Origin of the sequence: Sphingomonas sp. DBB INV C78, assembly GCF_042693015.1 — a bacterium.
Classification (GTDB): domain Bacteria; phylum Pseudomonadota; class Alphaproteobacteria; order Sphingomonadales; family Sphingomonadaceae; genus Sphingomonas_E.
The window spans coordinates 999,821-1,018,691 of the sequence record NZ_CP170544.1 but is presented as its reverse complement, the minus strand read 5'-3'; the positions used below and the strand labels follow the sequence as shown (position 1 = coordinate 1,018,691).

The window sequence follows — 18,871 nt, the reverse complement described above, 5'->3', positions numbered from 1 at the left end:
GCAGAGCGGTGGAGGGGCATTGCCACGCTGCCTCCTCCCCCGCTAAGCGGCGAAAATGGCGCGGGCGAAACGGACAAAAAAGCGAACATCGACAGGGCAGAGCTGGCCACGGCGCATCTGGCGCTGGATGTGGCGCGGCGCGGTCGCGTTCGTCACCATCTCCTTGCTGTGGGTTTTGATCTACAAGTTCGTGCCGCCGCCCGTCACCTTCACGATGATCGGCAATGCGATCGGCGGCAACGGCATCACGAAGGACTGGATGAGCCTCGACCGCATGGACCCGGACATGGCCCGCGCCGCGATCGGCGGCGAGGACTGGAATTTCTGTTCGCACCACGGCTTCGACTTCAAGGCCATCCAGCAGGCCATGAAAGAAAATTCCGATGGCGGCCGCATCCGCGGCGGCTCCACGATCAGCCAGCAGACCGCCAAGAACGCCTTCCTCTGGCAAGGCGGCGGCTATTTCCGCAAAGGGCTGGAAGCCTGGTTCACCGTCCTGATCGAGCTGATCTGGGGCAAGGAGCGGATCATGGAGGTCTATCTCAACGTGGCCGAGACCGGCATCGGCACCTATGGCGCGAACGCGGGGGCGCAGCGCTATTTCAAGCATGACGCCTCGAAGCTGTCCGCCACCGAGGCCGCCCGCATCGCCGCCGTTCTGCCCCTCCCCAAGAAGCGCGAGGCGATCTCCCCCGCCGGCTTCACCCGCCGCCACGGCAACAAGATCGCCGGCCGTATCGGCGTGGTGCAGCGGAGCGGGCTGGATCGCTGTTTGCGGTAAACGCCTCAACCGTCATCCCAGCTTTCGCTCGGATGACGCCAGTTAACTCAAAATCTCCGCCACCCAAGCCGGCACCAATTCCCCCGCCGGCCCGATCCGCGTCTCGTGGAAGAAATGGCTTCCGGCCGAAGGATCGAGGTTCAGCTCCAGCGTCCGCGCGCCATAATGCCGCGCCGTCTGGACGAACCCTGCCGCGGGATAGACCGCGCCCGACGTGCCGATCGAAACGAACAGGTCCGCATCCTCCAGCGCCGTCTCGATCCGCTCCATCTGGTAGGGCATCTCGCCGAAGAAAACGATGTCGGGCCGCAGCCCGCCCGATGACGCGCATTCCGGGCAGGTGGGTCCGTCGATCAGCGTCGCTTCCCACGCCGATCGCCCGCCGCAACGCCGGCAGAGCGCCGATTTCAGTTCGCCATGCATGTGGAGCATGCGACTGGCCCCTGCCCGCTCATGCAGGTCGTCGACATTCTGCGTGACGATCAGCAATTCGCCCGGCCATTCCGCGTCGAGCTTCGCCAGCGCGCGATGCGCGGCATTGGGCTCGACGGTCGCCAGCGCGGCGCGGCGCGCATCATAAAAGGTCTGCACCAGCACCGGATCGCGCGCGAGCGCCTGCGGCGTGCAGATGTCCTCCACCCGATGCCCCTCCCACAGCCCGTCAGGCCCACGAAAGGTAGCCAGCCCGCTCTCGGCGGAAATGCCGGCGCCGGTGAGGATGACGATATTCTCGATTTCGCGCATGCCGGCCGTCCCTCGCTTTGTCGACGGCACCGCAATAGAAGCCGGGCCATGTCCAGGTCCACACCCGCCACGACCGCGCTCACCAAGGCCGGCATCGCCTTCGAGCTTCACACTTACGATTATGATCCAGACGCCGCGAAGGTCGGCCTTCAGGCGGCGGAGGCGCTCGGTGAACCGGCCGACCGCGTGTTCAAGACGCTGATCGCCCTGCTCGACGGCAAGCCCGTCTGCGTGATCGCGCCGTCCGACAGCGAGGTCAGCATGAAGAAGCTCGCGTCCGCACTCGGCGGCAAAGCGGCGAAGATGATGCCGCCCGCCGATGCGGAACGGATCACCGGCTACAAGGTCGGCGGCGTCAGCCCCTTCGGCCAGCGCCGCAAGCTTCCCACCGCGATCGACGAAAGCGCGCTGAGCCAGCTTTATATCTTCGTCAATGGCGGCCAGCGCGGATTGCAGATCCGCTTGTCTCCCGATGACGCCCGCATAACGGCCGCAGCGGTGGTGGCGTCTCTCACGGCGTGAAAGCGGTTACGGACCAAAAATGCCGGCGAGTTCGCGCAGACATTCAATTCCCACGGACAATCTCGATTTTCCGGCAGATTCGATAACGGCCTTTCGCCGGCACGAACCTCGCGGAATCTTGCCCCTGACGCAGCCTCCTCGTTTGCAACCAGGCCCTCCACTCCCCACCTGCTTCAAAGTTGTGCAAAGGAGCGGAGGATCGTCGACATGTCGTCAATCGCGCCTTCCGAAAACTGGACGCAGGCCCCCGATTCAAAACGCCTTCTGGAGACGCTCTCGGTCGCGGTCTATGTCACCGACGAGCAGGGGCGACTGACAGGCTATAATGGAGCGGCCGTTCGCTTATGGGGGCGTGCGCCCTCTCTGTTCATCCGCGACTGGTGGACATCGTGGCGACTGTTTCGTCTCGACGGCACGGACCTGCCTTTCGAACTTTGCCCCATGGCCCTTGCGATCCGTGAAGGTCGTTCGATTCGCGGCGAGGAGGCGATCATGGAGCGCGCTGACGGCTCGCGTGTGCCTTTTCTCGCCTTCGTCGAGCTATTTCATCAGTCGGACGGGACTGTGGGCGGCGCGGTCAACACGCTCGTGGATCTGACGGAGGCGCGACAATCGGCCTTGGCCCTCCGGGAGCGAGACGAACATTATCGTCACGTGGTCGACCTCAATCCGCAATTGCTTTGGGTATCGGACGCCAGAGGGAGTGTGATCGATGTGGGCGGACGATGGCTGGCCGCGACGGGCCTCGATCGATCCCAGGCGCTGGGCGATGGCTGGCTCAGCATTTGCCACCCGGACGATGTTCCACGTATCAGCGAGGTGCGACAGCGCGCGTTTGCTGCAGGCAAGCCGTTCGATGCCGAGTATCGGGTCCGGACCGCCAAGGGCGAATATCATTGGGTCCACTCGCGTGCATTTCCGCGTCGCGACAGCCATGGCGCAATCATCTGCTGGTACGGCACCACTGAGGACATCGACACGCGAGTGCGCGCCGAACTGAAGCGCAATCAGCTCGCGATCGAGATACGCCATGCGACCCGTGTCAACGCGATGGGCCAGATAGCCGGCATGCTCGCCCACGAACTTTCCCAGCCGCTCGCGGCGGCCGCCAACTATGTCGACGGCTGCGAGCGCCTGGTCTCGGCGGGTGCGAAGGCGGCATCCGACAATATATTCCAGGGTTTGCACCAGGCCAGACGGCAGATCGACCATGCCGCCGACATTGTCAGCCGCCTGCGTCTGTTCATGCGCAATCAGGCGCCAAAGGAGCAGCCGACAAGACTGAACCAGGCAGTCGCCGACGCCGTCCAGCTGGCGACCGTCGGCAATGCAAATCGAATGGGAATCTCCCTCGCACTCGACCTCGATCCGCGTGATCCTGTCGTCTGCGTCGATGCGGTCGAAATCCAGCAGGTCGTCTTCAATCTCGTCCGCAATGCTATCGAAGCCATGGAAGACCAGCCCATGCGGCATTTGCATGTCGCAACCCTGATGCAGCAAGATGCGGCGCAGATCATGATCCGTGACACGGGGCCCGGCTCCGCCATGGGGCTGGACGAGATGTTCGAGCCGTTCCTCACGACCAAGCCGACCGGGCTCGGCCTTGGCCTTGCCATCTGCCGGCGGATCGTCGAGCGCTATAGAGGTCGTATCTGGGCAGAAGCCAACGGAGATCGCGGCATCACGATGCGGGCGAGCCTCCCGCTCGTGGACGCAGAATGAGGGGACAGCCCGTTCGGGACGATCTTACCAGATAAAAAAATACCCCGCGGCTTCGGTCCGCCCCGGCAGGCGGGTCGCAATGTCTGCCGGGGCGGATCGGAGGCCACTGGCGGGGTCAGGTAAGCCCGGGGGTCAGGCGCGTGCGCCAGCCTTCTGAAAATGCTCTACGGTCGCAAGTAAGGGATCCGACCAATGCGCAATCAGGTCCTGGCTGGTCTTGTGAATAAGGTCGCCGGCCGTCGACAGGCTTGTCGCCAGCACCGCGGCATAGGCGCTGAACAGGCTCTGCTGCGAGGCGAGAAACTGCTCTGGCGTCCTGGCCTCTAGCGCGCGGCCGACGCCTTCTACCGTGCTTTCGAAAAGCTTCCGGGAATCCTCGGCGGTTTTCTGGACGAGCACTTGGGCGCTTCGGGTCGCAACTCCGCCAGCCGCCAAAGCCACTTTGGCGTTTTTCTGAAGAAGCGTGCCGGCTTCGGCAAAGGCCCGCGAGTTGCGATCGAATTGCGCGGAGAGAAGTGCAGCCCCATTCGGTGATGCTGGCGCGGTTGCGGCGACATCTTTGGCCGGGGGCGCAGGCGGAATGTCGCTGGCAAGATTTGTCATTGGGTCAATCCTCTTTCTGGTTCGAAGAGCGCATCGGCCTGGCCGGGCACCGGCCCGGACGCCGGCAAGGGATGATGATCAAACAATCGGCACGAAACGGCGCCTGCTGGCGTCCCGCCAGCGTTGCGTCGAGATCGCTGCCGGCTGCGCGAAGAGCTCGCCCGCGGCCGTAATCCTGTGGCCGTAGACAGCTTCCGCCGCGCAGCGGAGGGAGACCGGATATTTCCGGATATCCCCCTGATCGGGGTTGGACATCGGACTCTCCTGAAGTCGTGATCGTTGTGAAACGGCCGCCGGACCGTTCAGTACATGTGCTGGCCGCCGTTGATCGACAGCGTCGATCCCGTGATGAAGCCGGCCCGTTCGGTGCACAGGAATGACACGCCGTCCGCGATCTCCTCGGCGCGGCCCAAACGGCCGACCGGAATGCGCGAAACAATTTTCGCGAGCACGTCAGACGGCACCGCGGCGACCATGTCGGTATCGCAATATCCTGGCGCCACGGCATTGACCGTGATGCCGAACCGGGCGCCTTCCTGGGCGAGTGCCTTGGTCAGACCATGGATGCCTGATTTGGCCGCCGCATAGTTGCTCTGGCCGTACTGCCCAGCCTGGCCATTGACCGAGCCGATATTGACGATGCGGCCGAAGCTGCGCTGCTTCATGCCCTCGAACACGGCCTTGGCCATATTGAAGCAACCGCCCAGATTGGTCTCGATAACACGGCGCCATTGCTCATAGGCAAGCTTCAGCAGGGTGCCGTCCTGGGTGATGCCGGCGTTGTTGACGAGCACATCGACTGGTCCAACCTGCTCTTCGACCTTGCGGACACCTTCGAGGCAGGCCTCATGGTCCGCCACATCCCATCGGAATACCTTGATCCCCGTCCGCTCTGCGAACTCATCGGCATTGGCGTCGTTGCCATTGTAGGTGGCCGCGACGGCCATGCCCATTTGCTGAAGCTTGCACGAGATCGCCTGGCCAATGCCACGCGTTCCACCAGTCACTACCGCTACACGCGTCATTCAGTACTCCCCACAGATGGACTGAAACGTCGTCGTCGCCGGCGCATTCTGGACTTGCGCCTGCTCTCACGATGCTAAGGAGCGACCGCATTCAGCGATACTTAGGGCTGGCCCTTACGTTGCAATGCACTATTTCTATTAAACGAGCGACTTAGCTCCGTCGCCGTTTGAGCCATCAGGCCGACGCGCAACATTTCCGAAAGCGTTGACGCGCCGAGCTTGGCCATGATTCGGGCCCGGTGGACTTCTACCGTCCGCGGGGAGATTTGAAGATCGATCGCGATCTGCTTGCCAAGCTTTCCGGCAAGGAGCTCGTCGAACACTTCCCGTTCGCGCTGTGTCAAGGCTTCGACACGAAGGGTGGCAGATGCTGCCTCCCGCCTGAGGTGGGACTGCCGGCCCGCATCATCGAGCGCGTGTCGGACGGCGCTCGCTATGGCACCACGGGCAAATGGCTTCTCGATAAAGTCCTTCGCGCCAAGCTGCATGGCCTTCACCGCCAGCGAAACGTCTCCCCGCCCCGTGACGACGACTGCTGCCAGGTGATGGCCACGCGCAGCAATTCCCTGGAGCACTTCAAGGCCCGACATGCCCGGAAGGTTGACATCGATAATTGCGCAGCCTTCGGCTTCGGGGGGCACGCCACCAAAAAAGGCCTCGCCGGTTTCGTAGCCGGTGACATCATAGCCGTGCGACTGGAGCTGAAATATCAGCGAGGCGCGCAAATCGAGTTCGTCCTCGACAACATATATCCTCTGGTCGGATCTTCCGCGCACGCGCCGAACCTCCCGCTGAAGACAACATACCAAATCGGACGGGCACCGTCTCGCTTCGGATCGTTCAAATCATGCGCGAGATGAATTTTCAGGGCGATTGTGCACAATTATCCGCGACCTAGGTTAGGTGCGGTGCGTCATAACGGACGACATCCCTCTTGCCGCCAAGGATACTCACAGCCGCAATGGATTGATCGTGCACGACCATCGCACCGACGACACGCCCCGCATTCTCTCACATTCTTATTGACCATTTAAGGCATATTTGGTCATATAGAAAAAAGGGGAGGATTAGATGCCTGGACCGGACATGCGCCGCTTGAAGGCGCGGTACGCACACTTTCTTCTGCCCTGCCTCGCTCTGGGGCCGGCGGTCGCTCAGGCGCAGGAAGGCGAATTGAGCGAGATCATCGTCACAGCCGAGCGCAAGGCCGAAAGTCTACAGGACGCGCCGATCTCGATCATCGCCCTCGACAGCACGGCACTCGCCAAAATCGGCGCGACAGGCCTGTCGGACATCACCAATTCCGTCCCCAATCTGCAGCAGATCACGTGGGGCGTCGGCAACACGACGCTTCGCTTCTACATCCGTGGCGTCGGCCAGACGGACAACCAGCTGCTCGCCGATTCCGCGGTCGGCGTATATGTGGACGGCGTCTACATCGCCCGCACTTCGGGCCTTGCCACCAACATTCCGGATATCGATCGCATCGAAGTGCTGCGCGGCCCTCAAGGCGCACTCTATGGCCGCAACACGACCGGCGGTGCGATCAACATCATCACCAAGCGGCCCAATGATGAATTGTCGGCGCTGCAGACTCTGCGGCTCGGAAACTACGGCTATGTGAAATCCACGACCGTCGTGAACCTGCCTTTGGCTGAAGGCCTCGCGGTCCGGGGATCGTTCCTGTTCGACAAGCGCGATGGCACGACCACGAATGCCGGCGTCGGCAACGACTTCAATGAGCGAAACAACAAGGCCGCGCGTTTCGATGCCCGCTGGCAACCCACGTCCACGCTGACTGCTGACTATGCCTATGACTATTCGAAATATCGCTCGACGGCGGATCTCTATTATATCGACGTCGTCAGCCCCGGCTTTGCCGGCATCCTTCCGGAACAGAAGCATCGGGTCAGCGTCGCCCAGCTTCCGTCGCCGGTGCAGGACAGCCATACCAAGAGCCAGGGACATGCGCTGACCTTGACGCTCGACACAGACGTCGGCACGCTGAAATCGATTTCCGCCTATCGCAAGCTCAATTTTCAGGCCTATCAGGACTATTCTGGAAACTCGTTCCTGAATATCTTCCGGAACCTCGACCTTCGCAGCAAACAGAAGCAGTTCACGCAGGAAGTCAATCTTGTCGGCGAGACGAAGGACGGAGCTTTCAGCTATGTGGCCGGGCTATATTACTTTCGCGAGACCGGCGAGGAATTCGCAGTCGACGAAATCGGCCTCATAAACCTGCTGTCACCGCGTCACATCGGAGCGCGCAACACGGCGTATGCCGGCTATGCGACGCTCGGCTGGCGCCCGAATGGCACCTCTCCCTTCTCGATTACGGTTGGGGGGCGCTATACCAAAGACAAGCGCGAAGCGGACAATCACATCGTTCCCGAGGTTTCCAGCAGCTACAGCAAATTTACGCCGTCGATCGTCGTCGATTATCAGATCGCCGAGAACGCCTCGGTCTACGGCAAGATCGCGACCGGCTACAACGCTGGCGGATACAATATGCGCGCGGCCGATTTCACGAGTCCGTTCGGCCCAGAATCGCTGACATCCTATGAACTGGGCCTCAAATCCGAACTGTTCAATCGAAGGCTGCGGGTCAACGCCGCTGTTTTCTATTCGGATTACAAGGATATCCAGTTCACCATAACCGTTCCCGATCAACCCGATCCGGCCTTCACCCAAACGCTGAACGCTGGCAAATCGGCGATCTATGGCGCCGAACTGGACGTCAACCTGTTGATTACCGACGATTTGATCGCGTCATTCTCCTACGGCTATCTCGGATCGGATTATAAGCAGGTCCCGCTGGGCGACAGTACCGATCTCTACCACGCCGCCAACGCGCCTAAACATTCCCTGCGCACTTCGCTCGACTGGAAATTGCTGCACCTCGACGATGGCGAGGTGAGTCTATTCATGGACTACACCTGGCAGGACAAGACTCACACCAGTCCACGCGACGCCTTTCCAGGGGTTGATCTCATCCCCGCTTACGATCTCGCCAACGCGCAAATCCGGTTCGATCGGGACATCGGCGCGAAAAGCAAGATCAGCTTTTCGCTGTGGATGAAGAACATCTTCGATCAGGAATATTACGTGGATTCGCTGAACATCTTTCAGGCGCTCCACGCCTACAGCATGGTCCGCTACGGCGATCCGCGTACTGCGGGCATCGAATTCGAGTTCCGCTTCTGAAAGGCAGATAATGACTGGGGTCACGGGAAACGGCAGGCTCGCGGGCAAGGTCGCGCTCGTTACCGGCGCTGCGCAAGGCACGGGCGCCGGCATCGCCGAACGCTTCGTGGAAGAAGGCGCCAAGGTCGTTTTGGGCGATATATTGGTCGATAAGGGCGAGGCACTGGCCGCGAAGCTTGGGCCGTCCGCCCGATTTGTCCGCCTCGACGTGTCGAATGAAGCGGACTGGGAGGCGGCCGTTCTGGCAGCGCGGGAAGCGTTTGGCGACGTTTCGATCCTGATCAACAATGCCGCCGTGCTGGTAATGGCTTCGATCGAGAATACGCCGCTTGCCGACTATGAAAGGGCGGTTCGGATAAACCAGATCGGCCCATTCCTGGGCATCCGCACGGTAGCGCCGATCATGAAGGCGGCAGGCGGCGGATCGATCGTCAATATAGGCTCGACCGATGGCGTATTTCCGGGCGACCAAGGCCTCATCGCTTATGCTGCGACCAAATGGGCGCTGCGCGGCATGACCAAGGTCGCCGCGGTGGAGTTGGGTCGATACGGCATCCGCGTGAATGTCGTAAATCCCGATGCGGGCAACCCGATGATCGGGCGCCCCTTCCTCCCGCCCGAGGTGAGCGACGCGGATCTGATCAAGCTTGGCGACGCCATGGCCTATCGCATCCTCAAGCGCCTCCATCCCGAGCGCAAGCGGATCGATGAGGTGGTGGCGATGGTGCTGCTGCTGGCATCAGACGAAGGCTCGGGCTGCACCGGCGGCGATTACGCGGTGGACGGCGGCTATAGCGCTGGCACCGTCGGACTCGCCGATTTTCTCAGCCTGTCAGATTGAGGGCGGGTCAGCAGGCCCGGATGCGGGGTCAAGCAGACCGCGCAGCATCAACTGCAACGCTGCCTCCATGCGCTTGGCATCATATTCGACGCCATCATTCTGGATCATTTCCTCCAGATACAGGCTCTGGATGTCGTGAATGATCCGCGACGTCAGGAACGGATCGATATCGCGCCTGAAGACGCCCTGGGTGATCCCCCGCTGCAGCACATTGGCGAACCGGCCGCGCCAGTCGCGGACGATGCGGGGCAGACTTTGCAGGCGCTCCTGGATCGCCCGGTCCTGCTTGTCCATCAGCACCCGCAGCATCGGCGAATGTGTCGCGAACTCGAATGAGCCGCGGAACATGCTCGCCAGTTCCAGCGCCGGATCGTCCTGATATTGCGCAGCCTGATGCTCGGCGAAGCCGGTCCAGGTGACAAGGGTCTGTTCGATCACCGCATCGTACAGCCCGTCCTTGTGACCGAAGAAGGCGAACACCAGGCCCTTCGAAACGCCCGCCTCCTCGGCGATGAGGTCGACGGAGGTCTTGCGGAAGCCGCTGGTGCCGAACGCCTTGTTCGCGGCTGCAAGGATACGGCGACGGCGCTCCATCGACTGGAGCTGGCGCCTGTTCTGCACTGAAGATGGTTCCGGGGTTCTGGTCTTCATGTGTCGCCAGCAACTCCATCGAGACGGCAGGTCAAGCGATCCAAAGCAATCGCCCCACGAACGTCGTTCGCCCGCCATTGGCCACCCGTCCGGTCCGTGTCAATCGTCGGCCAACCCGTTCCGACCAGTTCGCCGACCACCATAACCCTTCCAGTGTCTCCAACGTGATATTCATTGACCATATATGCATTTTATAGTCAATTAGAGTAAATGAAGGGGCGAGTGGTGCATCATACCGACGAAGATTATCGCCACCTCGCAGTGGTGCAGGCACATCTTTCACTTCTCGCTGCGGTCACGCGCGATCCCTCCCGGACGGACGAGCTCGCGGCCCTGCTGGCGGAGGATTTCACCTGGCAGACCCCTTCGATCGATCCCGCCCGCGGCCAGACGAGAGATCGCGCGTCCTATCTCGCCCTGTTCGCCAACCCCGCCCTGGTGCCTGCGGCGGAACGTCTCGTCGAACTGGAAGTGGAACTCCTCGCCGTTACGGTCCAGGGCAAGCGCGTTGCTGGCGAAACCCTGTCATCCGGTCGGCGAGGCGACGGGATTGCCTACGGCAACCGCTACCACCAGCTCTGGCTGTTCGACGATAATGGCCAGATCGCGGAATATCGCATCTATGCGGACACCCTTCAGGTCGCCGCGCTTCACACCGCCGGCCACGAGCTTGTCGCCCGTCGCTTGATCGACGGACTGGCGTGCGGCTCCGCCGACCGGGTTGTCGATATTCTGGGTGCCGGGCTGCGTTGGCAAATCCACCGGCCCTCGGGCGAGGTGGAGATATTTGACCGGACCGCCGCTTTGTCCCGCATCACCCACGAGCCACTGATAAGCCTCGCACCGATCAGGGACACGATCCTCTCCCAGGGCGAGACAATGGTGGTCGAGACCGCCCTTCCCTCGGGGCAGCTTCACCTCTTCTTTCTGACCTTCGAAGCCGGCCTGATCGCCGTCGTCCGCGAATATCAGCTCCAGACCACGGGTAGGGCCGTTTGATGCCTGATCATCAGACGGACGTCCTGGTCATCGGGTCGGGCGCCGGCGGCCTAACCGCCGCCCTCGCGGCGGCACAGGCCGGCCTTAAGGTGATCGTCGCCGAAAAGAGCGCTTGGTGGGGCGGTGCCTCGGCAACATCGGGCGGCTTCATCTGGATCCCCGCAAGCCCGATGGCCGCGGCAGCAGGTTCCGACGATAGTGTCGAGGAAGCCTTCGTCTATATCCGCGCACTGACCGACCCTGACGTGCCAGACGCCAATATCCGCGCCTTTCTCGATAACGGACGCGAGATGTTGGCCTGGCTGCACGGTTCCACCGAGGTGCGCTGCCGCTCGCTCCAATATGCCGATTATCGGCCGGGCAGTCCCGGCGCGAGGCTGGGCTTCCGCACGCACGATATCCTACCGATGGACGGCCGGCGGCTGGGTGCCGAACTGAATAGGATGCGCCCCTCAGCTCCTGCCGCTCTGCTATTCAACCGCCTCGCCTTCACGATGGAGGAGGTCCACCCATTACTGCATCGCACGCCGGGTTGGCCGCTGGTCCTGGCGAGGGTGCTCGCCCGCTATTATCTCGATATCGGTCAGCGGCTGCGTTCGCCCCGCAATCGTTTTCTCGCCGCAGGCAATGCGCTCCTCGGACGCCTCAGATTGTCGATGGCGCCGGATGAAGTACCTATCTGGTTGAACTCCCCTCTCGTAAAATTACTCGCCGATGCGGAAGGCACTGTCATGGGCGCGGTGCTGCGGCGCGATGGACAGGATGTCGAAATCCGCGCCCGTGCGGTCATCCTGGCCAGCGGCGGTTTCGAGGCAAATGCAGATCTCCGTCGGCAGCATCTTCCCGGCGCGTGGGAAACGACCGCCAGCGGTTCGATCGAAAGCAATTCCGGCGATGCTCTTACCATAGCCGCGGCGGTGGGGGCGGCGACGCGCAATCTGGATTCGGCCTGGTGGGGCCCGATGCTGAAGCTTCCCGACGAACGCCGCGCACGCCTGCTCACCTTCGAACGTGCTCTACCCGGCAGCATCATCGTCAACCAGGCCGGCCGGCGTTACATGAACGAAGCGCTGGCCTATGATCTCGCCGGCAAGGCGATGATCGACGCAGATACCCCGCGGGCGCGCACGACCCCTTCTTACTTCCTGTTCGATGAGCGCTATCGGCAAAAATATCCGATCGGCCCGATCAATCCGGGCATTCCGTTATGGATGCATCAGAAAGGCGCGCGACAGATGCTGATCCGCGGCAGCACCTGGCAGCAAATTGCGCGGGCAGCGGATCTTCCGCCGGGTGAGCTCGAAGATACCATCACCCGCTTCAACACCTCCGCCCGTAATGGCGCAGACCCTGAATTCGGCCGTGGAGATAGCGCCTATGATCGCTTTTACGGTGACCCCAAAGTGACGCCCAATCCCACTCTGGCGCCGCTCGATCGGCCCCCTTTCTATGCCGTGCCGATCGTTCCGGGCGATATCGGCACCAATGGCGGGCTTGTTACCGATGCAGATGCGCGGGTGCTCGACAGTTCCGGGGAGCCGATCCGCGGCCTCTATGCCACAGGAAATGTCACGGCCAGCGTGATGGGCCATTCCTACCCCGGCGCCGGCGCGACGCTCGGCCCGGCGATGACCTTCGGCTATATCGCGGCCCGCCACATAGCGAGATCGAATGGAGATCCGATATGACCTTGCGTGTGGTTCATTGCGGCACGGGCAATGTCGGCATCGAAGGGCTGCGCGGCGTTCTCCATCATCCCGATCTGACATTGGTGGGGCAGTTCGCCCGCTCTCCGGAAAAGATCGGGCGCGATGCCGGTGAGATCGCAGGGGGCACTCCGGTCGGCATCGTCGCCACCGACGACTGGGAGGAACTGCTCGCACTCGACGCCGACTGCCTCTGCTATTGCGGCAACAGCATCGGCCGGGAAATGGATGCGATCCTGGACATATGCCGCTTTCTGGAGCGCGGCACCAATGTCGTGACCATCGCCAATTTCCCCCTCGCCTTCCCGCCCGCGGTTCCCGAAAAATATCGGGCACCGATCGAGGCGGCATGCAGCAAGGGCGGCTCCAGCGTGCTCTTCACCGGTATCGATCCCGGCTGGGCCACCACCGATCTTGCGATCAACGCGCTGGCATGTGCGGATCGCGTCGATTGCGTGAGGGTAATGGAACTCGGCTGGTGGGGCGATTACACAGCCGAATATCTCTGCCGCGAATATTTTGGGTTTGGGCAGCCGCCTGGCTATCAGCCGCTCCTCGTCACCGGCGGTTTCATCCAGGAAATGTGGGCGCCGACGCTGCTTCATATCGCATCTCACCTCGATGTTCCGGTGGAAAGCTGGGTGACGCTTTACGAAACGGATTCGCTCGATCACGATATCGAAACCGGCTTCGGCACGGTTTCCGCTGGAACGGCGGCCGCAGTGCATTTCGAACTACAGGCGATCTCGGGCGGCAAGCCCATCGCGATCGTCGAGCATGTCGATCTCGTCGGCCGCGGCGCCGGCAAAAAATGGGCAGCCCCATTCGGCCCCAAGGAACTCGCCTACCGCATCGAGATCGAAGGCGACCCCAGCTATTCGCTGGAACTGAATTTCGACTATCCGGCGAGCGGAAAGGTGTCCGCCATGCCAGCGGTCAACGCGATCCCAGCCCTCTGCGCGGCCAGGCCCGGATTATTGTCTGCCTTTGACATTCCCCGCTATTGGAGCCGCAATATCCGGCGCGGCTAAAGGCTGGACAGTTCAAGACCAAGGTGGACGGATGGCAGCACGCCCGTTCGTTTCCGGCTCGGCCCCACTTTTCCCGGCGATCAACGCGCGTTCGGTGGCGTCTTGTATGGCTGGCGAAGCGCTACGAAGGCACGGACGAACTTGTCGACCGCCGCCTGCGATTCCTTGAGCCGGCCCTGCGGGAATTCGACGCGGCCGCGCACGCTCCAATAACCGCGGTCGAAGGTCCAAAGGCCGATGCCCACCTTCTGCCCTGCGTCCTCCGCATTGAACATGCCCATATAGCCATCGACACCCTTGCCCGGTCGTTCATAGGGGCCGGCAGAAACCTCCTCCACATTGGCGAGGTCTTTCAGCACCAGCGGCTTGGCGATGATGAAATGCTCCATGGCGGTCATGCCGACGATGTGGACGATCGCGATGCGGATCGTCACCGGCGAGCCATCGTCCAATGCGCCACGATAAGCGACGCCGACATATTCGCCCGAACCATCGAACGCCGCCTGCCCGGTCCGTTCGAATCCACCCAGTTTCTTAGGGAAGCGGGTACCGCTCTCTACATGCACCAGAGTCCGCCCGTCCGGCGCCGTCGTGAAGGCGCTGGGCACCGGCGCGGGGGCCGATTGCGCCGCCACGTTCAGCATCAGCAAGGGGGCCAGGCAGAGGGGCAGTAGGCGCATCACTCATCTCCCGCTACGAACAATCGGACGTCTAGCAGCCGTCGGCCCGAACGGAAATGCTTCCTTCACAACCAGCCAGGCGCCTCATGCCCCGCCCCCCGCGGCGTCGCGCCCAGCGGATAATCAGCCCCTTCGATAACGGCGGGATTGCCCTCCGCCCACAAGGCGGTGCCGGTGCGCAGCGTGATACGCCAGCCATCCGCTGTGCGGACAAGATCGTCATCATACCAGCCGCCGATCATCAGGCCGGTCGGTGCCGGCGCCAATGCGTTGCGGACATGGTTCGCCATGAAATAGCAGCGCGAATGCGCGCGATCGCCCTCCACCGCAATCGCCGGCAGGCTGAGATGGTGGAGCGTCGCGTCCAGTTTCGGCAGCGCGTCCCGGCCCACGGCGATGTAGGAATCGACCGTCAGTTCCGGCAATCCCGCCAGCCGGATCGCGGCATCGGGTGTAAAACAGTCTCTTAACAGGTCCGGCGTCCGCGTATCGATCGCGATCACATAGCGCGCCAGGATCTGCTGGATTGCAACGACGTCCTCTGCGGTGCCAGCCATGTCTCTCTCCCTCGTTTCCCGGCGAGCCTATGGGCCGCTCCGGCCCTCGACAAGGAAAGTGCATGGGTAAGCTTGCACTTATGGCGCTTCTCGTGCGTTCTGGCCCGGTGACCGAAGCCGTGACCGAACCCATATCCGCCAGCCGGGCCCTGCCGCGCTCCGCCGTCCTCGTCGTCAACGCGAAGTCCCGTAAGGGCCGCAAGCTGTTCCGCCGCGCGGTACAGGGGTTGCGCGCGGCCGGGGTGGAGATCATCGCCGCCCACGCGATCCGCAAGCCGAAGCTGCTCGCCCCCACCATCAAGCAGGCCGTCGAATCGGGCGCGCCGATGGTGATCGTCGGCGGCGGCGATGGATCGCTCTCCTCATCGGTCGACTATTTCGTCGGCAATGATTGCGTCTTCGCGCTGCTGCCGCTCGGCACCGCCAACAGCTTTGCGCGCACGATGGGCGTGCCCCTCGATCTGGAAGGCGCGATCGAGGTGATCGCGACGGGTCAGCGCCGCCGCATCGATCTCGGCATGATCGATGGCGATTATTTCGCCAATTGCGCGGCGATCGGCATTTCGCCGCTGATCGCGGAGACCGTGCCGCACGGCTTCAAGGCGTGGGCTGGCCGCGTCGGCTATCTCAGCTGGGCGATGCTGATGATGTTCCGCTTCAAGCCCTTCAAGCTAACGGTGGGCGAAGGCGATACGGCGGAGACGATCGACGCGCTCGAAGTCCGGATCGCCAATGGGCCCTATCATGGCGGCACCGAACTGGTGGACGACGCCGCGGTGGATAGCGGCGAGATCGTCGTCCAGGCCGTCGTCGGCCGCGCGATCCCCTATCTCGGCTGGAGCTGGCTCACCAGCATACTCCGCCTCCCCGCCCGCCGCCACACAACCCGCGAATTCCACGGCAAGGCGCTCCGCGTCGTCACCGATCCGCCTTTGGCCATTTCGATCGACGGCGAGGTATTGGCGAAGACGCCGGTAATGGCTCGAGTGGCTCAGGGCGTGATCGAGGTGGCAGCGCCGGCTTCCTAACTCTCCATCCGCAGTTTGTGTCGAGCGAAGTCGAGACACGGCCCCAAGCGTGGTCTCAACGTGTCTCGACTACGCTCGACACAAACGGGAATGGAAGTGGACGCCTCAATCCAGATTCGGCCGCAGCCAGCGTTCCGCCGTTTCCAGATCCACTCCGCGCCGCACGGCATATTCCTCAAGCTGGTCGCGGCCCACGCGCGCCACGCCGAAATACTGGCTGTCGGGATGGCCGAAATAGAAGCCGGAGACCGCCGCGGTCGGCAGCATCGCGAAGCTTTCGGTCAGCGTGATGCCGGTATTGTCGGTCGCCTTTAGCAGATCGAACAGCATCGGCTTTTCGCTATGGTCCGGGCAGGCCGGATAGCCGGGCGCCGGGCGGATACCGCGATATTGCTCGCGGATCAGCGCTTCGTTGGTCAGTTGCTCGCCCTCGGCATAGCCCCACAGCTCGGTCCGCACATGCTGATGCAGGCGCTCGGCAAAGGCTTCCGCCAGGCGATCGGCCAGCGCCTTCAGCAGGATGTCGCGATAATCGTCATGATCCGCCTTGAAGCGGGCGAGATGTTCCTCGATCCCGTGCCCCGCCGTCACCGCGAAGCCGCCGATCCAGTCGCCGGCAGGATCGATGAAATCGGCCAGGCACATATTGGCGCGGCCTTCGCGCTTGGCGATCTGCTGACGAAGGAAGGGCATTCGCACCTCCGCTCCGTCGACCTCGATCACCACGTCATCGCCCTCGCGCCGGCACGGCCACAGCGCGGCGACACCCTTCGCGGTCAGCCATTTCTCGGCAATGATCGTGTCGAGCATGGCATTCGCGTCGGCGAACAGGCTGCGAGCGCTTTCGCCCACCACCTTGTCATCCAGGATCGCCGGATAATTGCCCGCCAGTTCCCAGGCGCGGAAGAAAGGCGTCCAGTCGATATAGTCGCGCAGATCCTCAAGCGACCAATCGGGGAACACATGGACGCCGGGCTTCTTCGGTGCCGGCGCTTTCTGGGCATAGTCGGTCGGGAAAGCATTGGCGCGCGCCACCTCCAGCGTCACCAATTCGCTCTGGCCCTTGCCTTCGCGCGCCTTCCGAACCGCATCATAGTCCGCCGCCGTCTTCTCCACGAAAGCGTCGCGCTGGGTGTCCGACATCAAGGTGGAAGCCACGCCAACGGCACGGCTCGCGTCCAGCACATGCACCACCGGCCCCTCATAGGCCGGCGCGATGCGAAGCGCGGTGTGAACTTTTGAGGTCGTCGCCCCGCCGATCAGCAGCGGCATTTCCATGCCGGCACGCTGCATCTCGGCCGCCACCGTCACCATCTCGTCAAGCGAGGGCGTGATCAGGCCCGACAGGCCGATAATGTCGGCGTCATTCTCGTTGGCGGCCTTCAGGATTTCCATCCAGGGCACCATCACCCCGAGATCGATCACCTCATAGCCGTTGCACTGGAGCACGACGCCGACAATGTTCTTGCCGATATCGTGGACGTCGCCCTTCACCGTCGCCATGACGATCCGGCCCTTGGCACGCGCCCCGGCCTCTTTCTGCGCCTCGATGAAGGGCAGCAGATGCGCCACCGCCTTCTTCATCACGCGGGCCGATTTCACCACCTGAGGCAGGAACATCTTGCCCGAACCGAACAGATCGCCGACGACGTTCATGCCGTCCATCAACGGCCCTTCGATCACCTCGATCGGCCGCGCGAACATCTGGCGCGCTTCCTCAGTATCGTCGACCACATAGGCGTCGATGCCCTTGACCAGCGCATGTTCGAGCCGTTTGACGACGTCCCAGCCACGCCATTCCTCGGCCGCCTTTTCGGCCGCCGCGTCCTTGCCCTTATATTTCTCGGCGATCGTGATCAGCTTTTCGGTCGCGTCGGGATGGCGGTTGAGGATCACATCCTCGCACGCTTCGCGCAGTTCCGGGTCGATCGTGTCATAGACGTCGAGCTGGCCGGCATTGACGATGCCCATGTCCATGCCCGCGGGAATGGCGTGAAACAGGAATATGGAATGCATGGCGCGCCGCACCGGCTCATTGCCGCGGAACGAAAAGCTCAGGTTGGAAAGCCCGCCGGAAATATGGACATGCGGGCAGCGTTTGCGGATCTCGCGCGTCGCCTCGATGAAGTCGACGCCGTAATTGTTATGCTCCTCGATCCCCGTCGCCACCGCGAAGATATTGGGATCGAAGATGATATCTTCGGGCGGAAAGCCGATGCCGACCAACAACTTGTAGGCGCGCTCGCAGATTTCGATCTTGCGCGCCTGCGTGTCGGCCTGGCCCACCTCGTCGAACGCCATGACGACGACCGCAGCGCCATAGGCCATCACCTTGCGGGCGTGCTTCAGAAACTCTTCCTCGCCCTCCTTCATGCTGATCGAATTGACGATCGGCTTGCCGGAAACGCATTTCAGCCCCGCCTCGATCACGCTCCACTTGGAGCTGTCGACCATGATCGGCACGCGGGCGATATCGGGCTCGGCAGCAATCAGCTTCAGGAAGGTGGTCATCGCCACCTCCGCGTCGAGCAACCCTTCGTCCATGTTGACGTCGATGATCTGCGCGCCGTTCTCGACCTGCTGGCGCGCAACCTCGACCGCCTTAGTATAGTCGCCCGCCATGATCAGCTTCTTGAACGCCGCTGAACCCGTGACGTTGGTGCGCTCGCCGATATTGACGAAGGTGGCGCTGGCGGGCGCGGGTGTCTCGTCGGGGGTGATCGCTGCGGTTGCCACTATCTTCTTTCTTTCTCGTCACCCTGAACCTGTTTCAG

18 protein-coding genes are annotated in these 18,871 nt (G+C 62.5%); 9 read left to right on the top strand and 9 right to left on the bottom strand.

Features of this window, described 5'->3' with window-relative positions; translation table 11 throughout:
* Window positions 1–55 precede the first annotated feature (55 nt).
* Window positions 56–781, top strand: a complete 726-nt coding sequence (gene mtgA, locus ACFB49_RS04945) for a monofunctional biosynthetic peptidoglycan transglycosylase (protein ID WP_380876719.1) — start codon at window positions 56–58, stop codon at window positions 779–781.
* A gap of 42 nt (window positions 782–823) precedes the next feature.
* Here mtgA and ACFB49_RS04940 read toward each other — a convergent pair whose 3' ends face one another.
* A complete protein-coding gene (locus ACFB49_RS04940) occupies window positions 824–1,525 on the bottom strand; it encodes an NAD-dependent deacylase (protein WP_380876717.1) in 702 nt (233 codons plus the stop codon).
* Between the two features lie 48 nt (window positions 1,526–1,573).
* Here ACFB49_RS04940 and ybaK point away from each other — a divergent pair, with 48 nt between their 5' ends.
* Window positions 1,574–2,047, top strand: coding sequence for a Cys-tRNA(Pro) deacylase (gene ybaK / locus ACFB49_RS04935; RefSeq protein ID WP_380876714.1), 474 nt, complete (start codon window positions 1,574–1,576; stop codon window positions 2,045–2,047).
* 207 nt (window positions 2,048–2,254) lie between these two features.
* Entirely contained in the window at window positions 2,255–3,769 is a 1,515-nt protein-coding gene (locus tag ACFB49_RS04930) for a PAS domain-containing protein (protein WP_380876711.1), read from the top strand.
* A gap of 132 nt (window positions 3,770–3,901) precedes the next feature.
* On the opposite strand, the gene ACFB49_RS04925 is transcribed toward ACFB49_RS04930, so the two are convergent.
* The 4 genes from ACFB49_RS04925 to ACFB49_RS04910 form a co-directional block, all read right to left on the bottom strand.
* Window positions 3,902–4,372, bottom strand: coding sequence for a phasin family protein (locus ACFB49_RS04925; RefSeq protein WP_380876708.1), 471 nt, complete (start codon window positions 4,370–4,372; stop codon window positions 3,902–3,904).
* A gap of 78 nt (window positions 4,373–4,450) precedes the next feature.
* Window positions 4,451–4,627, bottom strand: coding sequence for a hypothetical protein (locus ACFB49_RS04920; RefSeq protein ID WP_380876705.1), 177 nt, complete (start codon window positions 4,625–4,627; stop codon window positions 4,451–4,453).
* A 47-nt stretch (window positions 4,628–4,674) separates the two neighbouring features.
* The gene (phbB, locus tag ACFB49_RS04915) at window positions 4,675–5,397 is read right to left on the bottom strand and encodes an acetoacetyl-CoA reductase (protein WP_380876702.1); all 723 of its coding nucleotides are present in this window, start codon (window positions 5,395–5,397) and stop codon (window positions 4,675–4,677) included.
* Between the two features lie 101 nt (window positions 5,398–5,498).
* Entirely contained in the window at window positions 5,499–6,173 is a 675-nt protein-coding gene (locus ACFB49_RS04910) for a response regulator transcription factor (RefSeq protein WP_380876699.1), read from the bottom strand.
* A 295-nt stretch (window positions 6,174–6,468) separates the two neighbouring features.
* On the opposite strand from ACFB49_RS04910, the gene ACFB49_RS04905 reads away from it, so the two are divergent.
* Entirely contained in the window at window positions 6,469–8,604 is a 2,136-nt protein-coding gene (locus ACFB49_RS04905) for a TonB-dependent receptor (protein WP_380876697.1), read from the top strand.
* 10 nt (window positions 8,605–8,614) lie between these two features.
* Entirely contained in the window at window positions 8,615–9,445 is an 831-nt protein-coding gene (locus ACFB49_RS04900) for an SDR family oxidoreductase (RefSeq protein ID WP_380876695.1), read from the top strand.
* Here the strand turns inward: ACFB49_RS04900 and ACFB49_RS04895 are convergent.
* Window positions 9,437–10,096 (bottom strand): TetR/AcrR family transcriptional regulator, encoded by a 660-nt coding sequence (locus ACFB49_RS04895; RefSeq protein ID WP_380876692.1) that lies wholly within the window; start codon window positions 10,094–10,096, stop codon window positions 9,437–9,439. The two genes, ACFB49_RS04900 and ACFB49_RS04895, sit on opposite strands and share 9 nt — an antisense overlap.
* 225 nt (window positions 10,097–10,321) lie before the next feature.
* Between ACFB49_RS04895 and ACFB49_RS04890 the strand changes: the two genes are divergently transcribed.
* The 3 genes from ACFB49_RS04890 to ACFB49_RS04880 are packed head-to-tail and all read left to right on the top strand — an operon-like array spanning window position 10,322 to window position 13,832.
* A complete protein-coding gene (locus ACFB49_RS04890; RefSeq protein ID WP_380876690.1) occupies window positions 10,322–11,095 on the top strand; it encodes a nuclear transport factor 2 family protein in 774 nt (257 codons plus the stop codon).
* Window positions 11,095–12,783, top strand: a complete 1,689-nt coding sequence (locus ACFB49_RS04885; protein WP_380876687.1) for an FAD-dependent oxidoreductase — start codon at window positions 11,095–11,097, stop codon at window positions 12,781–12,783. The genes ACFB49_RS04890 and ACFB49_RS04885 overlap by 1 nt, the downstream gene beginning before the upstream one ends.
* Complete coding sequence (locus ACFB49_RS04880) at window positions 12,780–13,832, top strand: dihydrodipicolinate reductase (RefSeq protein ID WP_380876684.1); 1,053 nt, start codon at window positions 12,780–12,782, stop codon at window positions 13,830–13,832. Before ACFB49_RS04885 ends, ACFB49_RS04880 begins: the two co-directional genes overlap by 4 nt.
* Window positions 13,833–13,912: 80 nt before the next feature.
* On the opposite strand, the gene ACFB49_RS04875 is transcribed toward ACFB49_RS04880, so the two are convergent.
* Both ACFB49_RS04875 and ACFB49_RS04870 read right to left on the bottom strand, forming a co-directional pair.
* On the bottom strand, window positions 13,913–14,512 hold the full coding sequence (locus tag ACFB49_RS04875) for a hypothetical protein (RefSeq protein WP_380876682.1): 600 nt from the start codon (window positions 14,510–14,512) through the stop codon (window positions 13,913–13,915).
* Window positions 14,513–14,577: 65 nt separating this feature from the next.
* A complete protein-coding gene (locus tag ACFB49_RS04870) occupies window positions 14,578–15,069 on the bottom strand; it encodes a nuclear transport factor 2 family protein (protein ID WP_380876680.1) in 492 nt (163 codons plus the stop codon).
* Window positions 15,070–15,149: 80 nt separating this feature from the next.
* Here ACFB49_RS04870 and ACFB49_RS04865 point away from each other — a divergent pair, with 80 nt between their 5' ends.
* Complete coding sequence (locus ACFB49_RS04865; RefSeq protein ID WP_380879834.1) at window positions 15,150–16,097, top strand: diacylglycerol kinase family protein; 948 nt, start codon at window positions 15,150–15,152, stop codon at window positions 16,095–16,097.
* Window positions 16,098–16,202: 105 nt separating this feature from the next.
* Here the strand turns inward: ACFB49_RS04865 and metH are convergent, their stop codons facing one another.
* Window positions 16,203–18,833 (bottom strand): methionine synthase, encoded by a 2,631-nt coding sequence (gene metH, locus ACFB49_RS04860; RefSeq protein WP_380876677.1) that lies wholly within the window; start codon window positions 18,831–18,833, stop codon window positions 16,203–16,205.
* Window positions 18,834–18,871 lie beyond the last annotated feature (38 nt).

Coding starts and splice junctions, on each gene's coding strand:
- mtgA (WP_380876719.1), top strand. CDS start 56: ATGGCGCGGGCGAAACGGACAAAAAAGCGAACATCGACAGGGCAGAGC.
- ACFB49_RS04940 (WP_380876717.1), bottom strand. CDS start 1,525: ATGCGCGAAATCGAGAATATCGTCATCCTCACCGGCGCCGGCATTTCC.
- ybaK (WP_380876714.1), top strand. CDS start 1,574: ATGTCCAGGTCCACACCCGCCACGACCGCGCTCACCAAGGCCGGCATC.
- ACFB49_RS04930 (WP_380876711.1), top strand. CDS start 2,255: ATGTCGTCAATCGCGCCTTCCGAAAACTGGACGCAGGCCCCCGATTCA.
- ACFB49_RS04925 (WP_380876708.1), bottom strand. CDS start 4,372: ATGACAAATCTTGCCAGCGACATTCCGCCTGCGCCCCCGGCCAAAGAT.
- ACFB49_RS04920 (WP_380876705.1), bottom strand. CDS start 4,627: ATGTCCAACCCCGATCAGGGGGATATCCGGAAATATCCGGTCTCCCTC.
- phbB (WP_380876702.1), bottom strand. CDS start 5,397: ATGACGCGTGTAGCGGTAGTGACTGGTGGAACGCGTGGCATTGGCCAG.
- ACFB49_RS04905 (WP_380876697.1), top strand. CDS start 6,469: ATGCCTGGACCGGACATGCGCCGCTTGAAGGCGCGGTACGCACACTTT.
- ACFB49_RS04900 (WP_380876695.1), top strand. CDS start 8,615: ATGACTGGGGTCACGGGAAACGGCAGGCTCGCGGGCAAGGTCGCGCTC.
- ACFB49_RS04895 (WP_380876692.1), bottom strand. CDS start 10,096: ATGAAGACCAGAACCCCGGAACCATCTTCAGTGCAGAACAGGCGCCAG.
- ACFB49_RS04885 (WP_380876687.1), top strand. CDS start 11,095: ATGCCTGATCATCAGACGGACGTCCTGGTCATCGGGTCGGGCGCCGGC.
- ACFB49_RS04880 (WP_380876684.1), top strand. CDS start 12,780: ATGACCTTGCGTGTGGTTCATTGCGGCACGGGCAATGTCGGCATCGAA.
- ACFB49_RS04875 (WP_380876682.1), bottom strand. CDS start 14,512: ATGCGCCTACTGCCCCTCTGCCTGGCCCCCTTGCTGATGCTGAACGTG.
- ACFB49_RS04870 (WP_380876680.1), bottom strand. CDS start 15,069: ATGGCTGGCACCGCAGAGGACGTCGTTGCAATCCAGCAGATCCTGGCG.
- ACFB49_RS04865 (WP_380879834.1), top strand. CDS start 15,150: ATGGCGCTTCTCGTGCGTTCTGGCCCGGTGACCGAAGCCGTGACCGAA.